This window comes from Rhodohalobacter sp. SW132, from assembly GCF_003390325.1.
Taxonomy (GTDB): domain Bacteria; phylum Bacteroidota; class Rhodothermia; order Balneolales; family Balneolaceae; genus SW132.
In genome coordinates this window covers 23,126-45,314 of record NZ_QUOK01000012.1, presented here as the reverse complement: position 1 = coordinate 45,314, position 22,189 = coordinate 23,126, and the positions used below count along the sequence as shown (strand labels likewise).

Here is a 22,189-nt window from a genome sequence, read left to right as displayed (position 1 = left end):
ACTCTTTTTTAATGTACGCCACTTCATCAGACCTTAAAGTAATGGAATATTCCGCATCAAACATTAAAAATATCAATATTTAATGTTTGATAGAGGTTTTGACCTTAAACAGAGATTGGAACACGTAGTTCGGGCCGCCGACCCGAGAGGGCTGATAACAATAAACAAAACCTCCGGTAGAACCGAAGGCTACCCTTTAGGTCGTCCCTTTCGGGACTTGTGGGAAGGAGACCTGAACGATATGGTTTCGCATGGCAAATCGATATGCTACTGGCTCAAAGCCTGTTCAAAACAACATATTGTTTCTCCGGAACATCCCGAATTGGGGACTCCTTCTTTTTCTACAAACTATCGTCTCTACGAGACGGTTTACATACCGGGGGTTGTGTTGTTTTAGACGTTATATGATATGATTTTCGTAAAATCGGCTGGTAAACCCTGACTCAACAGCCTAAAAAAATTATTGATTACAGAATTCAGGCACCGCGTCAACGCAATGAAAACCGTTTTAGTCGATCACTATACAAATGTGAGATACCACGCTGCAACGTAGTATGAAGCCTTATTTAGATTCACATTCTCCAAACAACCCTCGTTCCGGTACTCCGCACCGAAACGATAAAGTGTACGCTCTGCTTACCAACCCATCATGTGGTTTACAAACTAAACCAGGTTGGGAGATGAGATACCGATCCAGTTCGGCATGGCGCTTTGAATAGGCTCAAAGTCCTATCAACGAGCCTCCCCTCTTTGCCACACCTGGTCCCGGATTTTTCGGGGCAAACGCAGTGATCAGAGAAGGATCAGAGATGAATCCCGCGTTCACACTTCCTCGTCTACCCGCTTAATCAACTCATTGAGTGAAACTACCTCAACATCTTTGTTCATCGGATAGCCCTGATCGACAGGTGCAGCTACAAAAAGGCGATCCGGACCCACATCCTCTGCAGCTTTGTACGTTCCTTTTGTGAGCGATGGGGCAACCGTTGCTTTGCATTCAACAGCAACAATTTTATTGGGAAATGAAAGAATCAGATCCAGTTCATTACCGTGGTTTGTTCTGTAATAGCTGAATTCTGCGTTCGGAAAGTGAGCCTTAAGCTGCATCAGTACGATGGATTCCCAAAGAGATCCAAATACAGGATGCCCCGCAACCTGGTCAAATCCATTTAGCTGCAAGAGCGCAGCTATGATACCGCTGTCGGTCAGGTACACTTTTGGTGATTTCATCAGCCGTTTCCTGGTGTTGCCTCTCCACGGGTGAAGTTGTTTCACCATAAAGGTATGCTCCAATAGATCCACGTAGTTTCGAACAGTAGTATGACTCACACCAAGCGACTCCCCAATGCTGCTCAGGTTCAGCATTTGTCCGTTACTGTGGGCCAGCATCTGCCATAAACGGCGCATGGTTACGGAAGTAAAACCTGCAAACTGCAACAGATCGCGCTCCAGGAATGTAGAAATAAAATCACGGCGCCATTCATAAGAATCAGGTTCCTCATTACTGAGCAGAGATATCGGAAATCCGCCTCTTGCTATATACTGCTCCATCGTCACCCGGTCTGATATTTCACTCCACAAGAAAGGGGTAAGCGTTTTGTATGAAATACGTCCGGCAAGTGATTCGGAGCTCTGTTTAATCAGATCACGTGAAGCAGATCCCAGGATTAAAAATCTGCCCGGTGTCCGGTCTTCATCCACAAGGCTGCGAATGACGGGAAAAAGATCCGGATGACGCTGAATTTCATCCAGGCAAACCAGCTTCTCTTTCTGTGATGACAGAAACCATTCCGGGTCATTCAGTTTTTGCAGATCGGATGGCCGCTCAAGATCCAGGTAGATGACATCCTTCAGATCTTTGATGATCTGCTTCACAAGCGTGGATTTACCACACTGACGCGGTCCGAGAACAGCCGTCACGGGGTTTTTCAATAACGAGGATCGGACCTCTTTTTCCAGTTCACGTGTAATATAGGACATTTTAGATCGTGTATATTGAAAGTCTTGTTTTCAATATACACAAAAAAATTACAAAAGTCCGATTCTAAGTCATAGGTAATCACAGGTCTTAATCCACCCCCCACCCTCGTTCCGGTGCTGCACCGAAACGATGAAGCGTACGCTCTGCTTACCTGCCAATAGCGGGATTCCGAGTTCGAACAAGGATTTGAGGTAAGCCCTACTCTCCCGGTGTTACTGCATCGTATACCGTCACATCTGCCCAGAGGTGCGCATTTTTTTCGATAAATTCCTGGTGGATCGGGTGAACCTGGTATTCATGTTCTGCAGCTTCATCTTCAAACACAAATGTGATTGAGTAGTCGTATGTATTATCAATCACTCCACGCTCTTCTGTTGCAGCAGGAACCCCAATCCAGCCGTGAAGAATCTCGTCGATCTCCATGAGTTTTTTCAGTTCTTCATAGAAGTTTGAATGATCTTCCTCACTCACATCATCATTAAACCAGAAAAAGACTGTATGTACAAGAGCTTGTTCGGTATCTGATTCACTGCTCTGAGCCTGAACAGGAACAACCATCGCAAAGCTTACTGTTAATAATAGACCTGCAATCAATGTGTTCATTTTTGTATTTTTTGATTTATTATTGATTAAAATCACTTTTTCAAACATACTGCATACCCTATAAAAAAAGAAAATATAATTTCTGTAAATCTTTCAATTTCAAAGAAATCGAACAAGTTGTATTGCCATCATAGCTTCTCACTATATAAACACTTCAACTCATGCCAGAACTTAGTTTCGTTTTTAATATGATTTTTCGGCAATCCTCTGTTCTTCCTACATTTATTCTGTTCTTTATGTTACTCACATTCACAGCCTGCGGGGAAAGCGAACCGTGGGAAGACCGGCACGGGTACGGTCCGGTTACCAGTCCGGTAGATAAAGAAGATGAACCGAATAGTCAGCTCGCCCTTGAAGGAAAACAGATATTTGAAACGTATTGTGATGCGTGCCACGGGTTAAATACATCCATCAGCGGTCCCGCACTGGGAAGTGTGGCTGATAATCGAACCGCAGAGTTTATCATAAACTACACGCTCAATCCCGCCGAAAACCGGCGAAACCACCCCATCGGACAGGAGTTGTCAGATCGTTATTCTGCATCGATGACCAGCACCGGAATCAGCGAAGAGCAGGCGCGGGCTGTCTACGAGTATCTCAGATATTATGCTGAGTACGGCGAACCAGGTGAATAGCAGATTGCCGATCTTTTCATGAAAATGGTTTGATATTTTTGTATCTCTCATAGAGTTACAGAGTTATCGTGAAATCAGGATGCACACATATTATGGAGAAAAGTATTACATCAGTCATCACCGGAACAGGATCGTATATTCCTGAAACTGTTGTCGACAACAGCGATTTTTTAGACCACAGTTTTCTTGAACGTAACGGAGACTCATTCGGGAAATCAAACCGGGAGATTATCGAAAAATTTCAGGAAATCACCGGCATCAAACAGCGCCGGTATGCGGATGACAATTGGGTTGCTTCTGATTTAGCCGCCGCTGCAGCTGAAAAAGCGATTGAAGACTCCGGTATGGATCCGGAATCACTCGATTATATAATCGTCGCTCATAATTTCGGGGATGTCCGCCACGGAAACCGGCGTTCTGATATGGTTCCAAGCCTCGCTTCGCGGGTGAAAGCAAAACTAAAAATCATAAATCCTGAGTGTATTGCGTATGATCTGCCGTTCGGCTGCCCGGGATGGCTTCAGGGGATCATCCAGGCGAACTATTTTATCAGGAGCGGCGATGCAAATTCAGCGCTCATCATCGGTACGGAAACTCTTTCCCGAATCAGTGATCCCCACGACCGCGACAGCATGATCTATGCCGACGGAGCCGGGGCAACCATCCTACAGGCAGGAGAGCCCGGCGGTTCAAAAGGAATTCTGTCTCACGCCGCACGAACCGATACCGAATCACAGGCGTTCTACCTGGCGATGGATAAATCGTACAACCACAATCACGACGACACTCTTTTTCTGAAAATGGATGGCCGCAAGCTCTACCAGTATGCGATCACCCATGTGCCCGGACTGGTGAAAAAAAGCATCGACAAAGCCAACCTTGAAATCACCGACATCAAAAAAGTGCTGATCCACCAGGCAAATGAAAAGATGGATGAAGCGATTCTCTCTCGCTTGTTCAAACTGTATGATTTAGGGTCAGATGATATCCCGGACGGCATCATGCCGATGACCATATCCTGGCTCGGCAACACCAGCGTGGCAACCGTCCCCACCCTGCTTGACCTGATTATTCGCGACGAAATGGAGGGGCAACAAATTCACCCCGGAGATGAAGTGGTTTTCGCATCCGTCGGCGCCGGTATGAATATCAATTCGGTGGTGTACAGGTTTTAGATTTTGAATGGGAGATCATAGATTATAGATTGGAGATATAGTGTTCATACTGATAGGTGATTGTCAAACTATAGCATCAACGTTTTCAGCAGTTTCTTTTAAATCATTTTCCCCATTTCCAATTAACTTGTGATCTTTGTGAAGCTCATGGTGACAATTTTGAAATTGAGATTTTGAATCGATCACGTCGAATAAATGTCATGCCATGAACTGGTGCTTTCGCCTGCTCTAACAGACTATTGAACGCTCTACGCCGGAGTCATAGAGACGGTTGCACCTTTAGCCGTAATGACTGTTAAAAATACGGATCCTCTGGCACCAAATGCGTTACTGATAGTTATGGTCTCGCCACCCTGTGCACCTACACTGCCAAGATCTTTGCCAGTCTGCGCGGGGACGTCGAGAACCAGTGCATCATTCGCCCCGGATGATCCGCTTCCCCTAAATTGACTCTGAGGAGTCATGATCTGTATACCGCCTTGTGAAGTTTCAACATTCCTGGCCCAAATATGCAGGCGATAGTCATGGCTGCTGTTAATTCTGACAACATTTTCATGGGTGCCAAGACCGAAATAGCCACGCACGATCTGATCACTGCCTTTTTCATCCGAATGGGAAGTGGCAAAGACGCGTCGAACCAGCTCAGTTACGATTGGTGTAGCCTGATCGATCATCTCTGCCGAATAAACCCAGCCGCTGTCACCGTGCCCCCTGATCAGTACGGCACTTCCCTCGAACTCCTTGAGGTCGAGTTCAGCGCTTTCCGGTCGACGCGATTCCTGCATGGACATACTCGTAAAACGCAATGACTTACCTACAGCTTGTGGCGGATCAAGTACGTGGAATTGTCCTTTTTTTATGATTCCGAGGAAATTAGAAGATTGGCTCATGGTGGTATATTTTATTTGAGGTGCATTCGTAATATTTAAAGTGATTAATACTCAAATAAGCTCCGATAAAATTCGTCCGCAGCTGTTAAGAAAATGCAGTCGTTCTATTGTTAATGCCTGCCTGCAAACTCATTACCTACAGTTGAAAGCGTACTGTAATGTCAAAGCAGTTTTGGGTTTTTTCTTATAAGCAAACTATAGAACCTACTCAGGTAGCCTTGCGGCCTGCACGTGCATCCAGTCGAAGTTGCGTTTTCGGCCAAGGCTGATCCACCCTTCTTCTTCCCAGCATTTCCACCAGTCGTTGTAATCGGGATGGGCAAATGCTGCGCGGTCGCGTCCCCAGTGCAGCGCATTTCTTCTGTGGTCAAAATCGAGTGCAATACCCCAGGAGTGCATCGACCAAGCGCTGCCACCGCGTATTGGCCTCTCGTTCAGGCAGCCGCCAAATTGATCCAGGTGAAGTTCGCGAATACTGTTTTCACCATAAATCTCTTTTACTTTTTGCAGAACCCGCCCAAGACTGTCATAAACATTTTCATGGCATTGCGTTCGCCTGCATTGAATCCTGAGATCCCAGGATAATCGCATCGGGTAGGGAAAATCGAGCATCACCTGACGTGTGCCGCGCTCTCCATAAAATTCTCGAAATTCCGGTGTACGCTGAACCGGCCATTGGTTCGGGTTTTGAATCTCAATTTCATCGGGCCTCCATTCAGGTGTCGGTTCTCCGTTCTCTATCCGATATACCAATTCTTCAAATGCCGCATTGGTCTGCGGTCCCCAAAGTCCATCTACCGGCCCGGCATCAATACCACGCTTGTTCGCCTCCACCTGAACAAATGTGGTGATTTGCCGCGTTTTAGGATCGCTGCTATTCACCTCATCAATCGAAGCAAGTGCCCGCATCGTGATCGGACCGGCAATTCCATCAATCGCGCCGTCGTAGAGGCCTTTTTCTTGTAATATCTGTTGTACGACTCTGATTCGTTTTTTCATCAAATACCCCGTTTTATTAAAAGATAAGATTATAGAACAAAGTTGAACTACCTAACTTTACTACCGAAATTTTTAACGCTACAAAGGATAGATACTCTACCTGCTGCGAAAATCATCAACAGATATCCTCAATAAATGTGCCACCCAAATGAACACATTCATCCATCTTCACCCAGTCTTAGCCGGGTAAGCTCAGCAGAAAAATAATTTTGTACTTTCATTGACTTTAAGATTGTAAAACCAATTTTTTTGGAGCAATTTCTACAATTCTGTGATCATATCAGGGATTCAAACGGGAATAAAGCTTTACAAATCTACTTCTCACTAAGCATCATTGATACGGGATAATGATCGCTGAATCCGGTATCCGGGTGATAGGTAGATTTCGATGACGGCCTGCCAAACCGAATGGGCGCGGGATAACGGCCGCCGCTCACCATTTCCGGGAAGGTTTCTATCCAGGCTCTGTCGCCCCCTGGAAAATTAGCGATCCGCAGTGGAGAGTTTTTCAAAATACCACCCTTCGAAACTAAAACCTGATCGATATTCAGGGGAAAATTCTGGTAATAATAGGTGCCTTTCGTCTGCCCGTGCGACTGCCACATTAAATTATATAACCTCGGTATATGCGAGTATCGCACTTTATCTTCGGAATTGGTGGAGAGCGCATAATCACACACCGATCTGTTGAAACATTCGTCATTAAAATCTCCCATTACAAACACCTGAATACCGCTTCCCCTGATTTCAAAAATTCGCACCAGCCAGTAGCTTAATGTTTCGGCGGCAATAATCCGGTAGGGTTCTGATTCATAGATCCCGGCGCTTCGTGCAGGCCAGTGGTTGCCAATTAAAATAAAGGCATTTCCCTTTTTGGTTCGGAAATTGACCTGGAACAGATCTCTTGTGGCGCTTCTTTTTAACACTTCGTAATGAAACTGCCCTTCAAAATCGAACAGGTCGCCATCATAAATAAAGGCGATGTCAATCCCGCGGTTGTCACTCGTATCGTGATGGGCAGTTACATAATTACGGTTAAGCGGGTTCAATTTGTCAACCAGTTTATCCATCACCGGCTTATTTTCCACTTCACAAACACCGATAATTTCCGGTCCCTGCCCGTTATTCATTTGCCGGATAATTGAAGAGATCTGATTTAATTTTTTATCCAGTACATGTTCATTCCACCCCTTCAATTCACTTCTTAACCGGCTTTTCAAATAATCAGGCCGATCATTTGAATCTTCCACATCGAACAGGTTTTCCAGGTTCCACCAGTTGATGTAATAGTTTTTCATGGGATTTATGCTTGGGACTAGTTCAAAACAGAAAATCTTATCATAGAATTTAGCAGTATTCAGTCCATTAGGTTCGTTTAAAAAGTACACGAATAATGTTAAAGTTATTCTGCGTATACACAATTTATTCTAAAAGCTTGGTAAAATGGATAAAGCTACACAATCAATATCTATCACCGGGCACAATATGTTTATGGTTCCAGGAGCAGTCCGGGTTGTAGCCTATAACCAGCCAAAGGACGATAGTTCCGGTTATTCCTACTCATCGCGCTCTATCCACTCGCGTAGTCGCTCTGTATCAACGAGAGTCTGCTCGCCTTGTTGGAAGAGTTGCCAAGCTTGGCTGTCGAATCTATTTAAATTGGGCTCAGGCGTCAGAGTACGCGTATTTTCACCGTGGCATCCTGGACAAGCAGCGCCTTGCCGCTGAGGTACCCCACGCGACCGTTCCACTACCATTCCACATTGGTAAAGGAAACTGTATTCCGAGTCAAGCATGGCTAAAGCACGCTCTCCATCTGCGCCGGTGAGATTTAAATCCTGATAATGGACACTATTTATTCCGTTTTGGTTAACTGCTTCGGTTGCGCGTTCAGCAAGTGTACGCATGTTAGGGCTTATCCATGCAATAAAATGAGGCCTTCTATCTTGGTTGTAATATCGTCCTTCGCCCGTAAGTGCTAATGCTCTCCAGACGGAACCTTCGACCCATCGCGCTTTCATTAGTCCATATACCCCGTCGGTTCGCTGACCAATTGGTGCCACTTGCGATTGATAAAGTGAGATCAAGCGGCCGATTTCCGCGACATAATAGTTGAGAGTAGCAATTTCCGGATCATAGTTTGTGTAGATGATACTCAACTCCTCATCCGACATTTCGGGAAGACCCTGATGGAGATGGTCAATGGCTACTCGCATGGCCTGATACAGCTCATCAACATAATTTTCTTCTGCGCTCCGGCTAAGCACTGCCTGAAAACCATGCTTTGCCTCCAGTTTTGCGATCGAACCAGCTGCTGATACAATTTGGTCGCTGCGGTTGATTGCTCCAAGTGCAATCCGATATGCCATGAGCGAGGCTCCTGTATGGACCGCTCTTGAAACGGCTTGCTGTAAAAGTCTTCCCAGCCCGGGGGATGCAAACGTTAGCACCACATCTAGTACAAGACTCGCTGCCTCCTCTTGTCTTGCCGCAGCTGCACGGAGCTCATCACGATGTCGTTCGCAGGCTATAGCAAAGGTTGTAAACGCAGAACCAAGCCTGTGTTCTATTCGCTGGTATAGCCAATTTCTCTGTTCCTGATTGAGCGTCTCAGAGGTAGGATTCCCCGACTCTGTTGTCGGAGATTGTCTTTGGACTGGACTGGATGCTTCATAACCGTCTTGCTGCACCACGTGTGTCAATTCATGCGCCAGCAGGTGTTTTCCTTCCGAAGAGTCAGGTTTATATTCTCCGGAGTTGAAGTAAATATCTTTTTCATGAGTAAACGCACGCGCACCTATTTGTTTACTTAAAGAGGAGGCTTCATCTCCTTTGTGTATGGATACATCTGAAAAATCTGTGCCTATTTTATGAGACAATTCACGGTTTAGGCGTGAGGGCAGTTTTTGTCCAGTTCCTTTCAAACTGCTGATTTTATTAGATACCCCTGCCGATGTATAACCTGGCTGCTGTTGTGGAGCACCGGAGGGAGCCATCTGTATCGATTCGGATGTTTTGCACTTCATCTGAAGCCTCTCTTCCTCTTCACACTCTTTGCACTTCATTTGAAGCTCCTCATCATCTTCCATCGCCTGCATTTGCAAGGGCTGTCCCGGCGTATTCACAACGGCATCAGCAACCCGATCGGCCTGTTGTTCATATTTATCGTTCGGCGATCCAATTTTCAGCTTTGGCTGAGGTTTATGTGGTGTATTAAATGCAATCATGGTAAAATCTCCTGTTTAAAAATCAAATGGAACAATGGCACGTAACTGGATCGGTATCTCATTACCCGGACTGATGCTTTCAGTACCCTGGAAACCCTGTATATTGCCCTCAAAACGAAGGAAAAACCGGTCATGCTGATACTCAACAAAACCGGTAAGCCGGTTCAGTCCTTCATCACTGGAAACCTGAAGCTGCGTTCCAATTTCCAGCCTCTGATCCCTGCCGAGATTGAATCGTCCGCTCACGCTGGGACGGAATACTGTTTCGCCGGTAGCAAACATGTGCGAAACATCAGCCGTAAATACCAAACGGTTGGTATTTCCAAAGGTAGGCCCGCCGGATAAACGTCCCGTAAGGGTGATCTCCTGATTTGAATTAATCGATCCCCGCAACATCAGGTGATTAATATCGGTACCGACCCGGATTTCACCGGTTCCGGTACCCACAAGTTGCTCCTCCTCACCGGTTTCATCATCTGCCTCTTCCTGTTCAAGTCCGCCGGTAACCCGGCCCCGGAAATAGCTGTTGGCATACTGTACGTACGACCGAACCTGGTTAAATTCAATATCCTGTGCAGATCCAAAATCAAACATACCTCCAACAGTGAAACCGGCTCCGAGTTCAACCGAAGGTTCGCCGCTGAGATCAACATCTGCGATAAAAGCGGCCAGGCCTGCGGCTAACACAGCAAGCATAGCTGTCCGGTCATCTCTGCCAACGATATCAATAATTTGCTGTCGTAGCTGAGCAAGCGCCGGATCCCGGATAATCTCCTGCGAAGTCTGTTGAAATGCCTGTGGGATATTCAGAGTGGTAAGCCTTTGTATGGCAGCAGCCGGTCCTTCTATGGGATCAACAGATCCTTCAGCGGCCATGTCCCGGAGTGATTTACCAAGTGATTTAAGATGTTTCTTCAGCGCATCTTCAGATAGCTGTTCCCTCAGGATGCCGCTCACCGCATCTGTAAGTGGATTCCTGCTGGCCGGGGCTTCCGACTCTTCTGTTTCCCCGCTCTCCTGCCGCTGAATCGCCGGGGCCATCTGAAGCTCCTCTTCCTCTTCCATCGGCTGCATTTGCAAGGGCTGATCCGGCATGCGCATCACAGCATCGGTCACCCGGTCTGCCTGCTGTTCAAACCGATCGCCCGGTTTGCCGATCTTGAATTTAGGCATGATGTTATTATGTCTTGCCGGAAGTTTTTGTAATGGTTCTGTAAACATAATAACCCTCAATAATTAAAGCGTTCGTCGGTTTTTATGAAGCTCCCGCTTGATCCCTTCCAGCAGATCAGCCTGTTTAATCCTGTTACTCTTCCGGCCAAGGGCTTTCAGCGAACTGTGCTGTATAATGTTGATGATCGTTCCGCCCGAGAGTTCGTACTCTTTTGCAATCGCCTCCAGGTCGATTTTTGACTCCAGTTCGACTGAATCACTGAACCCGTTTTGCCAGAGCATTAAACGCTCCCTGCTTCCCGGCATTGGAAAATGGATCAGGGTTTGGAGGCGTCTCAGAAAAGCACTGTCAATATTGTTTTTCAGATTGGATGCCAGGATGACAAGCCCGTTGTGATCTTCAATCCGCTGCAGAAGATAGGAGACCTGCTGGTTGGCAAACCGGTCGTGCGCATCTTTCGTGGCGGTACGATTTCCAAATAGGGCATCCGCTTCATCAAAAAAGAGAATCCAATCCCGGTTTTCAGCGCGGTCAAAAATTCGGGACAGGTTCTTCTCCGTTTCCCCGATATATTTGGAAACCGTTTGCGAGAGATCAATACGGTAGACATCCCGGCCTGTTTTTTTACCAAGCAGTGTTGCCGTTAGCGTTTTCCCTGTTCCCGGGGGGCCATGGAAAAGGGTTTTGTAGCCGGGTTTCAGTATTCTCTCCATTCCCCACTTCTTCATCAGCGTGTCGCGATGAAGAATCCATGTTTCGGTTTCGGTAAGCTGCCCCAGGATGGAATCGCTGAGTACCAGGTCATTCCAATCCATTTTTGTAGTGAGCAGCCGGGCCGGGAACTCCGTGCTGAACTGTGGCTTTCGATGCTCACCCAGGATCAACAGATCCAGAACCTGCCGCGATAGCTGAAGTGCACCACTGAGGGGAGGCTCCCCGTTCTCCATCTCCTCCAGACTGAGAATATCGAATTTCGAAAATGTACGATCTGCATCGAACGTGTTTTGAATAGAAAAACGCCGTTCAAGATCACTGCCTGCCAGGATGAAGGCTGCCGTTTCCCCGGTCGGCAGAAATCCGTGGTGGTGCTTTCCTTTTTTGCCCCCAAATTCCGTATAAATCTGTTCTGTTGTTCGATTCTTCGCTAAAAAAAGATCCAGTAATTCCGGTTTGATGTGGGGGACCAGTGCCAGGATTACCAGAAATCGCTCCTCGAAATCGAGTTTATACTCTTTGATGAATTTGGAGTAGGCCGACCGGCTTCCATTAAAAACGGGCGGTTTGATGGTGTACACATCATCAGTTTCTGTCTCCTCGCGGGCGTTTAGCTTCGAGCGTACTTTCAGAATTTGTCTGAACCAGTCCAGTTCAGCTCCAATATCCCTGGCATTATGTTGTATGTTCCGTTTTACCATTCTGTTTGGATGATTTCGTTCGTCCATGGTAGTTTAATGATGGATATGCTCCATGGCAGCCGGTCAATCAGTACATCAGGGGTGATTCGCTCCACGAAAAGTTTCCAGCCATTTTGCTGTGGCGCAAGCGTACCTTCCCTGTTGATAAATGTATCACGAAGCCCTTGGACGGACGTCCCATTCAGTGCCGACCAGTGTTCGATCACAGAATCCAGAAGGTTGTTTACTTCATCAATTTCCCGGTCTCCGATATCAAGATGTTGTGGCAGAGGTTCATCAATATCGATACCGCATAAAATTTTATTCAGTATCAGTTCATGTTCGGGCATTTCAGTGTCTCCCGCAACGATATACTGCAGGATGAGGGCGGCCTGTTCAGCAGCCTGCGGGGTGATAAATTCTTTCTCCTTCAGCAAACCGAGTGTGTCAAAAAAGATGGGAAGAAACGGGGCGATCAGAACCAGCCCGGCATTTTTAACCTCGAGTCGGTCGACCTCCGTTTTTGAGTCGATCTTTCTATCCTTATCCATTTTTTGAGAACTATCCTGAACCTGTTTACCCGCTTTTGAGGCTTCTTTTCCCCTGATATCATACTGAATTCCAGTTTCCTGCTCAATAGATTTCCATTCTGCCGGTTTAACAGAATTCACTGAATGTAGAAACTTCCCGAGTGGCCCTCCTTGCATGCCGGCGGCTGACACACTGCGCTGCAGGAATCGGATCTGCAATTGCAGGTAGTGTTGTCGGCCAGGCTGGAGATGCTTTTTCCCGGAACTAACAGCAAGCTTGTTTAAAAAACAGAACAGGAAAAACTCCAGAGATTTTTTAATTTGGTTTCTCTTCCTGTCTGATGGTGTAGAACCAGGTTTTGATCTTTCAGGGTGGATGTGTTTCTGATAGCCATCTTTTTCCACCCAAATGTCGAAAACTGTACGCCAAACCAGCAGCCTGAAATTGGCCCGGTTCAGGGGAACCAGCGAAGAAATGGTGTGAAGCTTCATCAAGTCATCCATCAGAGAGCGAATCTTCGCGTTCGGCAGACGATTCCCGGCCAGCAGCAGAATCTGTTCCAGTGTGGAGTCTGAAAGCTGGTGGATCAGCCTGCGGCTATAAACTTCGGATTGGTAAAGCGTAGTAAAAAGCGTTTTAAATTCCCCGGTTTTTTCATCGACCAGCAACCTGGCAAGCTGATCGGGGGAAGCTGCGGTGGTTTTCCCGGCCCACCAGGGATATCGGCCTGTTTGGATGAAGGTTGTAAATAACTCAATCGCTTTTTGCTGAGATGATGCGATTCGCACCTCTACAGCATTTTGATCGTTTAGTTGGGTAGATTTGGCCCGGTCGCTGGTCCTGTTTGTTTGAGCGTACTGTAGGTGCCTGCGAAGCTGATCCTCAAGTTGTGAGGTGAGTTTACCGGCAAGCTCCTTCTCAAAGTTACCGGCTGATAGTTCGCCCAGGTCCACCTCAAGCCGCCGGATTCTCAGGTGATCATCCGGGGAAACCACCTCGTCAAACACCTGCTGCATCAGGGGAATAAGATCTCGCTTAAAGATCTGACTGAGCCTGTTTTGTCCATCCATCGCGGCCTGCCTGGAAGGAAATGAAAAGTCCAGAATTTGCCGGTTAACGATATGTTCTTGGGATGGCATTGGTTACCCTCTTAATAATTTATTAACTAAATCATCTTTATTATCTTGCGATAAATACGATATACCTTTGTCATCCAGCGTTTTTTTCAGTGTGTCATTTTTCAAAAATTGTAATTCTTCCCTGGTCAGTGAATTACCTCTTTCGGAAGAATTGAGCTTTGTGAATGCTTCTTCTTCATTTTGCACATCATCAGTACCTATATTTCGATGATCGAGTATTCTCACCAATTCTCTTCGATCTAAGAAGTTTACATTTATGCCCACAGTTCTAAGTTCATTTTCCTGCAACATTATCTGGATTTCTGCTTCATGACAAATATCAACTCTCTGAGTTGTGTATCCTATATTATTGACTCTTAGCGTTTGTCCAGCTTGACCCAGATTTAAATAAAAATTTCCCTCCATATCTGTTGTTGCACCACGCGAGGTTCCTTCTACCATTATGGTAGCCCCAGGAATGGGTTCACCAGTACTGTGATCTACAACCTGGCCCCATACCTCAGTGACCGTACAGGGGTTTTCATGATTCCCGCAATTTTCTTCCTGGTATTGTCGAATTCTTCGTCCAAGCTCATCCCGTTCTATATTTTCTGTCGACAAATCCGGATAAATACATTGGAGTAAAAACCTTCGTTCCTCAGGATCCTCAAGTCTTGTGGTCCTATCCAGTTCATTATCTGTAAATCCTCCTGTTCTGCGTAAACTTTGATGAAGTGCGTTAGCGACGGTTTGAATATCATCACCGACAGGGTCATCAGGCTCGCGTCTTTGATAGATTTCTAAAAGTTTATCCACATCCCCATCCGCCCAGCAAGTTAAAATTTCGGGAGGATAGCAACCGGATCGCCGGTCCACATCTTCCTCTTTTACTAAAACAGTGACAAGGCCCTGGTCAGAATTTCCGGTTTCTCTATCAATGAGAATATAGTAGAACCGGTCCACACCCTGAAACACTTCATGGGGTCTGTATAGAATGGTTCCCTCTTCATCGGTTAAACTTATAGAACCGCCTTCTGTCTCTTCCTGTTCAATTTCCACCGCCAGAGGCCGGTTTTCCATGCCATAATCGTTTACGGATACTCGAATTTCAACCGGACGGCCGATTGTAGTTACCACAAAATCTGGCCGTGCAAAGGGTGGAATATCGGGAACAAAATCTCCGTCCCGTTCATCACACATTGGGATGCAGTGATCTGTGCCACAGCACAGATAGGGGAGGGAAAAATCTCCGATAACGGCGGGCTCTTCGGCGCTGTTGTACAGCACGATAAACGTGCCGCCTTTCGGAACTCCGGCCTGGTGAACAACCCCGGGATGGTTTCGAAGATAGGATGAGAAAACGTTCTTCTGCTGCAGGTAATACTCCCGGCGTCTGAACGACAAGTACACCCGCAAAAATGTGTTATAAAACAACAGATCCACGAACCGATACAGAAGCGGAGACAGATGCTGAATGAAACCGTTAATGGCCTGTACCAGCTCACTGTCTTCTCTTTCGTTAAAATCGATCTCTTCCAGCAATCGCTTTTCGATAAGAATAAAATGGAGAAGCTGTTGAAGGGCTTCTTTATAGCTTTGCTGGAAATCAACAAAACTAAATTCATCGAGACATTCGGGAAGCTGCCGGCATACTGTTTGGAAGGATTTCGAAATATCACCCAGACTGTGCAGATCTTCGGTGGTCTCTTCATCGGATCCGAAAAGGGATTCCTGATGTTCAATTGCAAATCTTAACAACTGCATCAAATCCCGGGTGAAGCCGCAATAATTACTTTGAGCTGATTTATACTCCTCCTGCAAGTCCTCAAATCCGCAGCTGTAGTCGGGACTCAGCAGGTTGGCTTCCGGATCAAGCTGTAGAGCGGTTACATCAAACGGAAGGTTAAATGTCCTTTGTAAGGATTGCAGGCGTTCGATGATCTCTCCGTGGTGGCGGCCAAGCAGTCCCTCAATCCGAAGAAACGGATAGCTATCCAAATCGTAATAAAGCGGCGTTTCGGTTGGACTCAGTATTTCTGACTGATCTTCCGCCTGGTTGTGATAACTCAGTACCTCGACATTCTCTCCCGGCCCAGCTCTCCTGGCAAGATCGAAATTCCAGTGCTGTTCGAGCGTATCATCTTCGGTGAATTGACCCTCGCTTTTGATGTCGTAATAAAAAGGGATGGATCGCCGGCTCAGCGGCGTGTTTTTTTCGTCACTCGGCGTGATTCGCAGCGGATTCATTTCTTCGCCATCGGGATCCGGGTTTTGAATAAGATCCAGGCTGAAAGATTCAACCATCAGCACGAGACGTTTGTGAAGTGACACCGCTTTTTCCATCAGGTATTTCTGGTGGTTGTAAATGGGCGGCTGAACAAACCCATGGCGATATTCTGCGACCTCCTCCGGTGTCTCATGCTCTGTTGCTGCACGTCCCAGCATCACATGTTTCGGGAAACGGGACATATCCGGGCAGCATTCGGACACCAGCTCAAACGCGGTTTCCCGGAATTCATCGTAGGCCAGTATCAGATCCTTCATAAAATCGGAGAAGTACTGTATTCCGGGCGTATTTGTACCTGAATCCGATGCGTCTGCGAGATAGGTTTCAAAGTCGTCAATCAGACCATTGATTTCCATGCTGCCAAACGGATTTTCAAAACCGTATTCCGCTCCCAGCAGAAGATCATACACCGAATAGCTTTGATGCAGGGCTCCCGGCGTTCTTGCACCATCACCGTTTTTTTCACCAAACAGGACGGTGAAAACCGGATGAATGGATGAAATGTGATGATTGGTAAAGGCCGAAACCTCCTGGCTGTGATCCGCATCGGGATCAAACAGAGTGCGCGGCATCACCATATCCGGCAGATCAAACTTCTTCGGGTAGAGATTCCCCACGTTTGCGGAGTGTTCCAGGAGTTCATCCAGGTCATCCCTATTGATCAGGAGTTTTCGAATCGTAAAGATACGATCGATCCCCAGCTCATCACAGGTGTTGCCAAGGCATGGTTTGATGTCGTTGTCATATGCTTCAAGAAACAGCAAGACGAATTTGTCGTCCAGGAAACCGGGATCGGAATTGAGTGAAATCACATCAGAACCATCTTCCGGTTGTTCCCGGAGTAGTTCAAAGAGAGTGATGGCCGGATCTGTATTGTCAAACGGTGCGTATTTTACGCTTTCCGGAAGGCTATAGGGACGATACCAGGACGTTACGCAGTTCCCAAGCTTAATGAGGTACCCTTCAGAAGTGACGGCGGTACCCTTCGATATGGTTATATGAAGATCACCTCCTGAATCGTCGTAGCTGAGTTCCAGTCCACAGACAATGCCCATGCCAATCAGCCGTGTGCGGGTGAGGCGTCCTTGCTGATCGAGATAAGAGACCACCTGATTAAGCTGGGAGCTGGTAAGAACCTGGCTGCTTTCAAAAACCGGATATGTGTTGATTATAGTGCTCATAATAGGCTGGATTTAAAGTTCACCCAAAACGGAATGGTTTAAAATGATGGAGTTTTCAAGATTTTCATCTTCATCGCAGTCGTGCAGCGTACCTGTGGGATAGACGTTTCTGAGCTGTTCAATGCTATTGATCCACTCGCCAAGGGCATTCGACAGGGAAACGGGATCTGCGGCGGCCCTGCTGTTTTCGATCAGCCACCGTTTGAAGGCACGCTCAAATACGGCCATGTGGCGGTTGCTCACCCAGCAGATATTCACGTAGACATGGGCCGGGGCTTCGCGGCGCAGGGTCTTTTCAAAAAAGGTTCTGAAGTCGTTGTTAATAAAACGGCCCGGCCAGTAGGGCAGCACCACATGCGCCATACAGGTGTAGGGATCGGTAAGTGAGCATTCGCACTCTTCATCCAGGTTGATAGACAAAAGTCTATCCTGTACGATACTCTCCACTTTTTCGATGGCTATTTCTGTATCAGTCCCGGCATCTGCTGCGCTCAGAACCGCGTATCGTCCGTCATTTTCGCCCTCTTCAGAACCTGAAATCTCAAGCAAACTGCCCGCGTAAATTGATTCGGCAACATTTCCGGAGATGGTAATCGTAATCTGATCCGCATCAACATCGGCGATCGGGTTCTCTATACGGTAGGAGAGAGTTCCGGTTGGTGATGCAGCTTCAATTTCCTCTACCAGCACCTCATGTACCACAATTTCCGTAAGGGGATCGCTAAACGTAAATGAGGTGATCGTAAACGAGCCGTTGGTCAGGGGCGTGTTTTCCACGACAATCTCCTTTCCGGCTGAAAGGTCCGGTGTGATATCCCCTTCGATTAAAAATGTCCGTGATGAGATATCCGCAGCAGCGATTGGGAATTGCCGGGTGAAGGTCAGGATCCCCGGGTTGTCCAGGTCGTCTGAAAGCGTGGAAGTATCCGCATCCACAAAATGGGGTCCGTTTACTTTGGGCCTTAGAAGCAGGTGTTCCACAAGATGCATTCCCTCGTGGCTGTAAAACGTTTTCACCAGGAACCGGATCATTGCCTCAACGGCCAGCTCATCAGCGCCGCCTTTGATGGTGACAACGCTTCCGGATGATTTCGTTATTTCGAACGATTTGGAGTAACTAAGAAAAAACGGATCTACTCCGCGCTTACCGGAGGGAATGGGTTCCTTCACAACAATCTCGCTTTCTGAACCATCCGATGTGATCCTCAGGACCAAATAGCTGCCGTCATTAGAGGCATGTTCGGAGATTTTTATTGATTCTCCGGGAGAAATTCTGTCCGTTACATCACCATCTACGGTAAATGTTTGCCCGGCCTGATCGAGCGCAGTCACTTCAAATGAATCGGATATCTCCAGAAGCCATCCGGGCTTCGGCTGGGTGGTTGGAACAGTGTCCAGTTCCACATCGATCACCGGACCGCGGGCCGTGGCATTTACCGTGTTGTACTCTTCCCGTTCTGTTTCATCATCCGGATTTGAGATGAAAACTGTTCCGCTACCCACTGATTGAATCTCATTTGCAGGCTGTTCGTTGAAATCAAACTGTGCGCTTTCCCCCAGCAGGTTTCCGCCGCGATCGTAAATCCGGAACGTGTAGGGTGAAGTATATGGTGGAGTAGATGGGTTGAACCGGTAGCTAGTCCGCCGAACACCAAAACTGACAACCCGCCATAATACGTCTTCTACCGTTTCTTCAGCCAGCTCGCTTAGTCCACCTGTTGTTTCAATGTTGTAAAGAAGCTGGCCCAGCGGTCCGGTGTTTGAGGGAATTGACTCATCCACAATAATCTCTGTGGAATCTCCGACCTCTGAAAAGGCGGAGATCGTGTACACGCCATCATTTGATACTGAGTTCCGGACCAGTACCACATCACCCTCTACCAGGTTTTCTGTTATCTTGCCTGCAACTTTGAATGTTGATGTTGCGGGATCTGATTCCTCGATAGCAGCTGGCTCTTTTGGTCGGCCTTCCCCGGTATATTCACCGGTCAGGAGCGAATCACCGGATCCAAATTCAAACGGTTTATTATAGAGGTCATAGGCGATTGTGAACTCCGGCGGGTTCGCCTCCATATCCAGTTGAATTGTATAATCGAAATAGTTAAACAGCGGGGAGACAAGATTGTGCCGGTTTGATTCCGGATTTTCAAAAAACTCCGCGGTAAGAATGTCAACCGTCTCATCAATTGCCAGGTCTGCGTCGCCGCCGGGAGCTCCGGATGTGTAATCGGCTTTTGTGCTTTCGGCGATGGTTTCGCCTTCACAAACAAGCTGAAACCGATAGGCTGAACCGTCATCAGAATAAATTTCAAACACATCTTTATGCAGACCCGCAACTATTACAGATTCGAGCGCTTCTTTTACATCAGCTTCTGTTTCAAATGGTGATGGTGATTTCAGAACACTTTCAGCAGAACTGTTTTCAATGGAAAAATGGAGTTCCGGTTCTGAACCTGTGATTTTGAAATTCGGACTAAAATGAAGTGTTGAAGCCTCTCGCTCATCAATACCGGTGAGCAGACCGGCGCGGTGCTCCAGGCCTGAAATATTATCTTTATGCCACAACCTGTAGCGATCCCGGTAATCAAAAGTCGTGCCCCGGCGGCTGCTCGACTCGGGATAGCCGTTTAAAAAAGCCAGCTTATCTTCTATCAGCTCCTCCTGTGCTTTTGATCCGGAAAGCCGGCTTGTGAGCAGTGCGTAATCGGTAAACTGCTCCGAAAACCGGGCAATCAGGTGATCGAGAAACCGGTTCCGGCGATCCTGAAACTGTTCAGGGGATTCCGCAATGGCTTTCAAATCAGCCGCATGGCCGTCTTCATCAAAATAGAGTTTCTCCGAACCGGGGACGATATCAAAAAGAGGCTGCGTGTAATAGGTCCTGCCAATCACAAAATTCCCAAACTCATCTTTCTGAGGATTCATCGAAAACAGCTCTTTCACGTGAGCAAGCTGCGAGAGGTAGTTGGCCAGGAGCTGATCAAAATGCATCAAAAATCCTTTGAGCTGCAGGGCATCAATCTCCGTGGGCAGATCTGACCCGATACTCTGGTCGCTGCGTGTGGGTACTCCCTCTTCACCGATGCCATACACGAGAGGGAAATCGTTCTGTATGGTCGAGTACTCTTCCAGGTTTTTATACTCCCCTTTTGGCGGCGCGATATCGTAGGGTCCCGACGGGTAAAATTTTTGAGGCCGCTCAGCCGATCGAAGTTCGGACATCATCCCATCCACCGTCAGCCGGCTGGCCCGGAAAGGAAGCTGATCTTTATAAAATGTAAACCTGGAACGATCTGAATTCAGTCTTGGAACATAGTTTTCATCATACGCAAGCTTCAGGCACCATTTCACACTTTTGGTGTCGATGCTTCCATCTTCATTATCCTGTGGAAGATTGGCAATCTGGATATCCCTGACCGCTGTTACACCGGGAACGTCCATAATGATCTGAATGAGGTCCGACACATAAATCGTTTTTCTGCGGCCGGCCTGTTTAAGTTCGTTGTCATCGATAAATCCATGATTCAGCAAAGGCCCTTCAAAGATCGATTCTGTGGGAGAGCACTGCTCTTGTTCGAGATCTGCAAGGATAAGCTGATCGTCATCTGAAAGGAAATCCGATGGGATCGTCTCTTGCACGAAAATATCCAGCCGGTTTTCGCTTTCCGGATTGACATGAACCCAGGCCACGGTATACTGACCATTATTATTGTTTGACCCGGTTATGGTGACGATCGCACCGGGTTCCGGCAGCGGGTCTGGAACTCCCGCTATGCTGATGATCTTTTGCTGTGTATCCACACCTGTGAGGTCGTAGCGGTGTTGATCAAAACATCGGGTGGTCATCTCCTTTAGAGAATAGAAATGAACCGTCGGAGATAGAAATCGCTCAATTTCGTGGTTAATTTCAGCCTGGGCCCGGTCCACGTCCGTATCGGCCGTGAGTTCAATGTCTGCGCATACGATAATCTCCTCAATTCGCAGCGCGTTGAACTGCATAAAATCTTCGCAGAGATTTCGATTGGCATTCACTCGTGCTTCCACCTGGTCGGCGATCTCCCGGATTTTTGCGATCTTCAGGCGATAGAAATGAATTATCCCTTCATTGGGATCATAGATGAACTGGTTCAGTTTCAGTGTCAGATGCTCTATTCCTGCAATTGGAACCGGGCCGGATACCGACATTTTTGTACCTGAAAGAATCACCTCATTTACGGAGTTAAGGCTGTAACTAAAAGTATAATTTCCACCGGCATCCAGAAAGGTGAGGTAGATATCGCGTATTTCTCCGGCAATGCTCTGCTCATCCTCAAAGTCCGTTTCTTCATCATCCCAGCGTGGAAACTCCACCTCAACCCGGATGATGAGTCCCTCAAGCTCCGGGTCGGGAGTGTGTTCAGTAAGGATAAAATCACGGACGAGTTTGTTGTCATTCAGGTCGCCATAGGTCTCGCACTCATCAAACTCCAGTAACACATTATGCAAAATCTTAAGATCCAGCGGCTCATCCCCCGAATGTTCCGGCTCAAAGCCCAGATGGCTCTCCTGTTTGTTCACATAGATATCGTGTTCCGGTCCCTTCGCCTTTTCGATCCATGCATTTTTTACACCAACACTGCTGCACCCGGCTTCTGAACTTTTTACCGCTACGTCGATCATCAGCTTGCGGTAATCATTGGCGGTGACGGGAGCACTGGGCAAAACCTCAGCTGCTGTAAAAAAATCTTGAATTGCAGAGTTTTCAGGGCTGTCCGGGTCCGTTGCGATGAGATCTTTGATATCATAAGATGTGCGATAACCGAGATCGGTAATGGCATAGCATAACACCTCAAGAATGGTCACTCCTGGATCATGGGTGTTGAAATCGGTCCACACTTTTCCAGCAACCGTCTGAATGTAATTGATGGCTTCCTGGCGGAGCAGCTCATAATCCATACTCTTCTGGTCCGGAGCATGTTTTGATATGGTTACAGGTTCATCCATTCATTTGATTC

Annotated in this window: 14 protein-coding genes; 3 read left to right on the top strand and 11 right to left on the bottom strand. The window is 47.1% G+C overall.

Annotated elements, in window-relative coordinates; translation table 11 throughout:
* Positions 1-82 precede the first annotated feature (82 nt).
* On the top strand, positions 83-397 hold the full coding sequence (locus DYD21_RS18015; RefSeq protein WP_116038407.1) for a hypothetical protein: 315 nt from the start codon (positions 83-85) through the stop codon (positions 395-397).
* A 425-nt stretch (positions 398-822) separates the two neighbouring features.
* Here DYD21_RS18015 and DYD21_RS18010 read toward each other — a convergent pair whose 3' ends face one another.
* Both DYD21_RS18010 and DYD21_RS18005 read right to left on the bottom strand, forming a co-directional pair.
* Positions 823-1,980, bottom strand: a complete 1,158-nt coding sequence (locus tag DYD21_RS18010; protein WP_116038406.1) for an ATP-binding protein — start codon at positions 1,978-1,980, stop codon at positions 823-825.
* Positions 1,981-2,179: 199 nt separating this feature from the next.
* Entirely contained in the window at positions 2,180-2,584 is a 405-nt protein-coding gene (locus DYD21_RS18005; RefSeq protein WP_158607361.1) for a Dabb family protein, read from the bottom strand.
* 161 nt (positions 2,585-2,745) lie between these two features.
* Here DYD21_RS18005 and DYD21_RS18000 point away from each other — a divergent pair, with 161 nt between their 5' ends.
* Both DYD21_RS18000 and DYD21_RS17995 read left to right on the top strand, forming a co-directional pair.
* The gene (locus DYD21_RS18000; RefSeq protein WP_116038404.1) at positions 2,746-3,219 is read left to right on the top strand and encodes a cytochrome c; all 474 of its coding nucleotides are present in this window, start codon (positions 2,746-2,748) and stop codon (positions 3,217-3,219) included.
* Between the two features lie 92 nt (positions 3,220-3,311).
* The gene (locus tag DYD21_RS17995) at positions 3,312-4,394 is read left to right on the top strand and encodes a 3-oxoacyl-ACP synthase III family protein (RefSeq protein WP_116038403.1); all 1,083 of its coding nucleotides are present in this window, start codon (positions 3,312-3,314) and stop codon (positions 4,392-4,394) included.
* A 248-nt stretch (positions 4,395-4,642) separates the two neighbouring features.
* Here the strand turns inward: DYD21_RS17995 and DYD21_RS17990 are convergent, their stop codons facing one another.
* The 9 genes from DYD21_RS17990 to DYD21_RS17950 all read right to left on the bottom strand — a co-directional run bounded on the left by DYD21_RS17990 (position 4,643) and on the right by DYD21_RS17950 (position 22,178).
* The gene (locus tag DYD21_RS17990; protein ID WP_116038402.1) at positions 4,643-5,284 is read right to left on the bottom strand and encodes a hypothetical protein; all 642 of its coding nucleotides are present in this window, start codon (positions 5,282-5,284) and stop codon (positions 4,643-4,645) included.
* A 204-nt stretch (positions 5,285-5,488) separates the two neighbouring features.
* Positions 5,489-6,283 carry a M15 family metallopeptidase gene (locus DYD21_RS17985; protein ID WP_116038401.1) on the bottom strand — a complete coding sequence of 265 codons (795 nt, stop codon included), beginning with the start codon at positions 6,281-6,283 and terminating at the stop codon, positions 5,489-5,491.
* Positions 6,284-6,597: 314 nt separating this feature from the next.
* On the bottom strand, positions 6,598-7,581 hold the full coding sequence (locus DYD21_RS17980) for an endonuclease/exonuclease/phosphatase family protein (protein ID WP_116038400.1): 984 nt from the start codon (positions 7,579-7,581) through the stop codon (positions 6,598-6,600).
* Between the two features lie 258 nt (positions 7,582-7,839).
* On the bottom strand, positions 7,840-9,510 hold the full coding sequence (locus DYD21_RS17975; RefSeq protein WP_116038399.1) for a DUF4157 domain-containing protein: 1,671 nt from the start codon (positions 9,508-9,510) through the stop codon (positions 7,840-7,842).
* 15 nt (positions 9,511-9,525) lie between these two features.
* On the bottom strand, positions 9,526-10,683 hold the full coding sequence (locus DYD21_RS17970) for a hypothetical protein (RefSeq protein WP_147303639.1): 1,158 nt from the start codon (positions 10,681-10,683) through the stop codon (positions 9,526-9,528).
* Positions 10,684-10,746: 63 nt separating this feature from the next.
* The gene (locus tag DYD21_RS17965; RefSeq protein WP_199535595.1) at positions 10,747-12,126 is read right to left on the bottom strand and encodes an ATP-binding protein; all 1,380 of its coding nucleotides are present in this window, start codon (positions 12,124-12,126) and stop codon (positions 10,747-10,749) included.
* On the bottom strand, positions 12,093-13,748 hold the full coding sequence (locus tag DYD21_RS17960; protein WP_116038396.1) for a contractile injection system tape measure protein: 1,656 nt from the start codon (positions 13,746-13,748) through the stop codon (positions 12,093-12,095). Before DYD21_RS17960 ends, DYD21_RS17965 begins: the two co-directional genes overlap by 34 nt.
* Positions 13,749-13,751: 3 nt before the next feature.
* Positions 13,752-17,195 carry a carboxypeptidase-like regulatory domain-containing protein gene (locus tag DYD21_RS17955; protein ID WP_116038395.1) on the bottom strand — a complete coding sequence of 1,148 codons (3,444 nt, stop codon included), beginning with the start codon at positions 17,193-17,195 and terminating at the stop codon, positions 13,752-13,754.
* A gap of 12 nt (positions 17,196-17,207) precedes the next feature.
* The gene (locus tag DYD21_RS17950; RefSeq protein ID WP_116038394.1) at positions 17,208-22,178 is read right to left on the bottom strand and encodes a hypothetical protein; all 4,971 of its coding nucleotides are present in this window, start codon (positions 22,176-22,178) and stop codon (positions 17,208-17,210) included.
* Between the last annotated feature and the right edge of the window lie 11 nt (positions 22,179-22,189).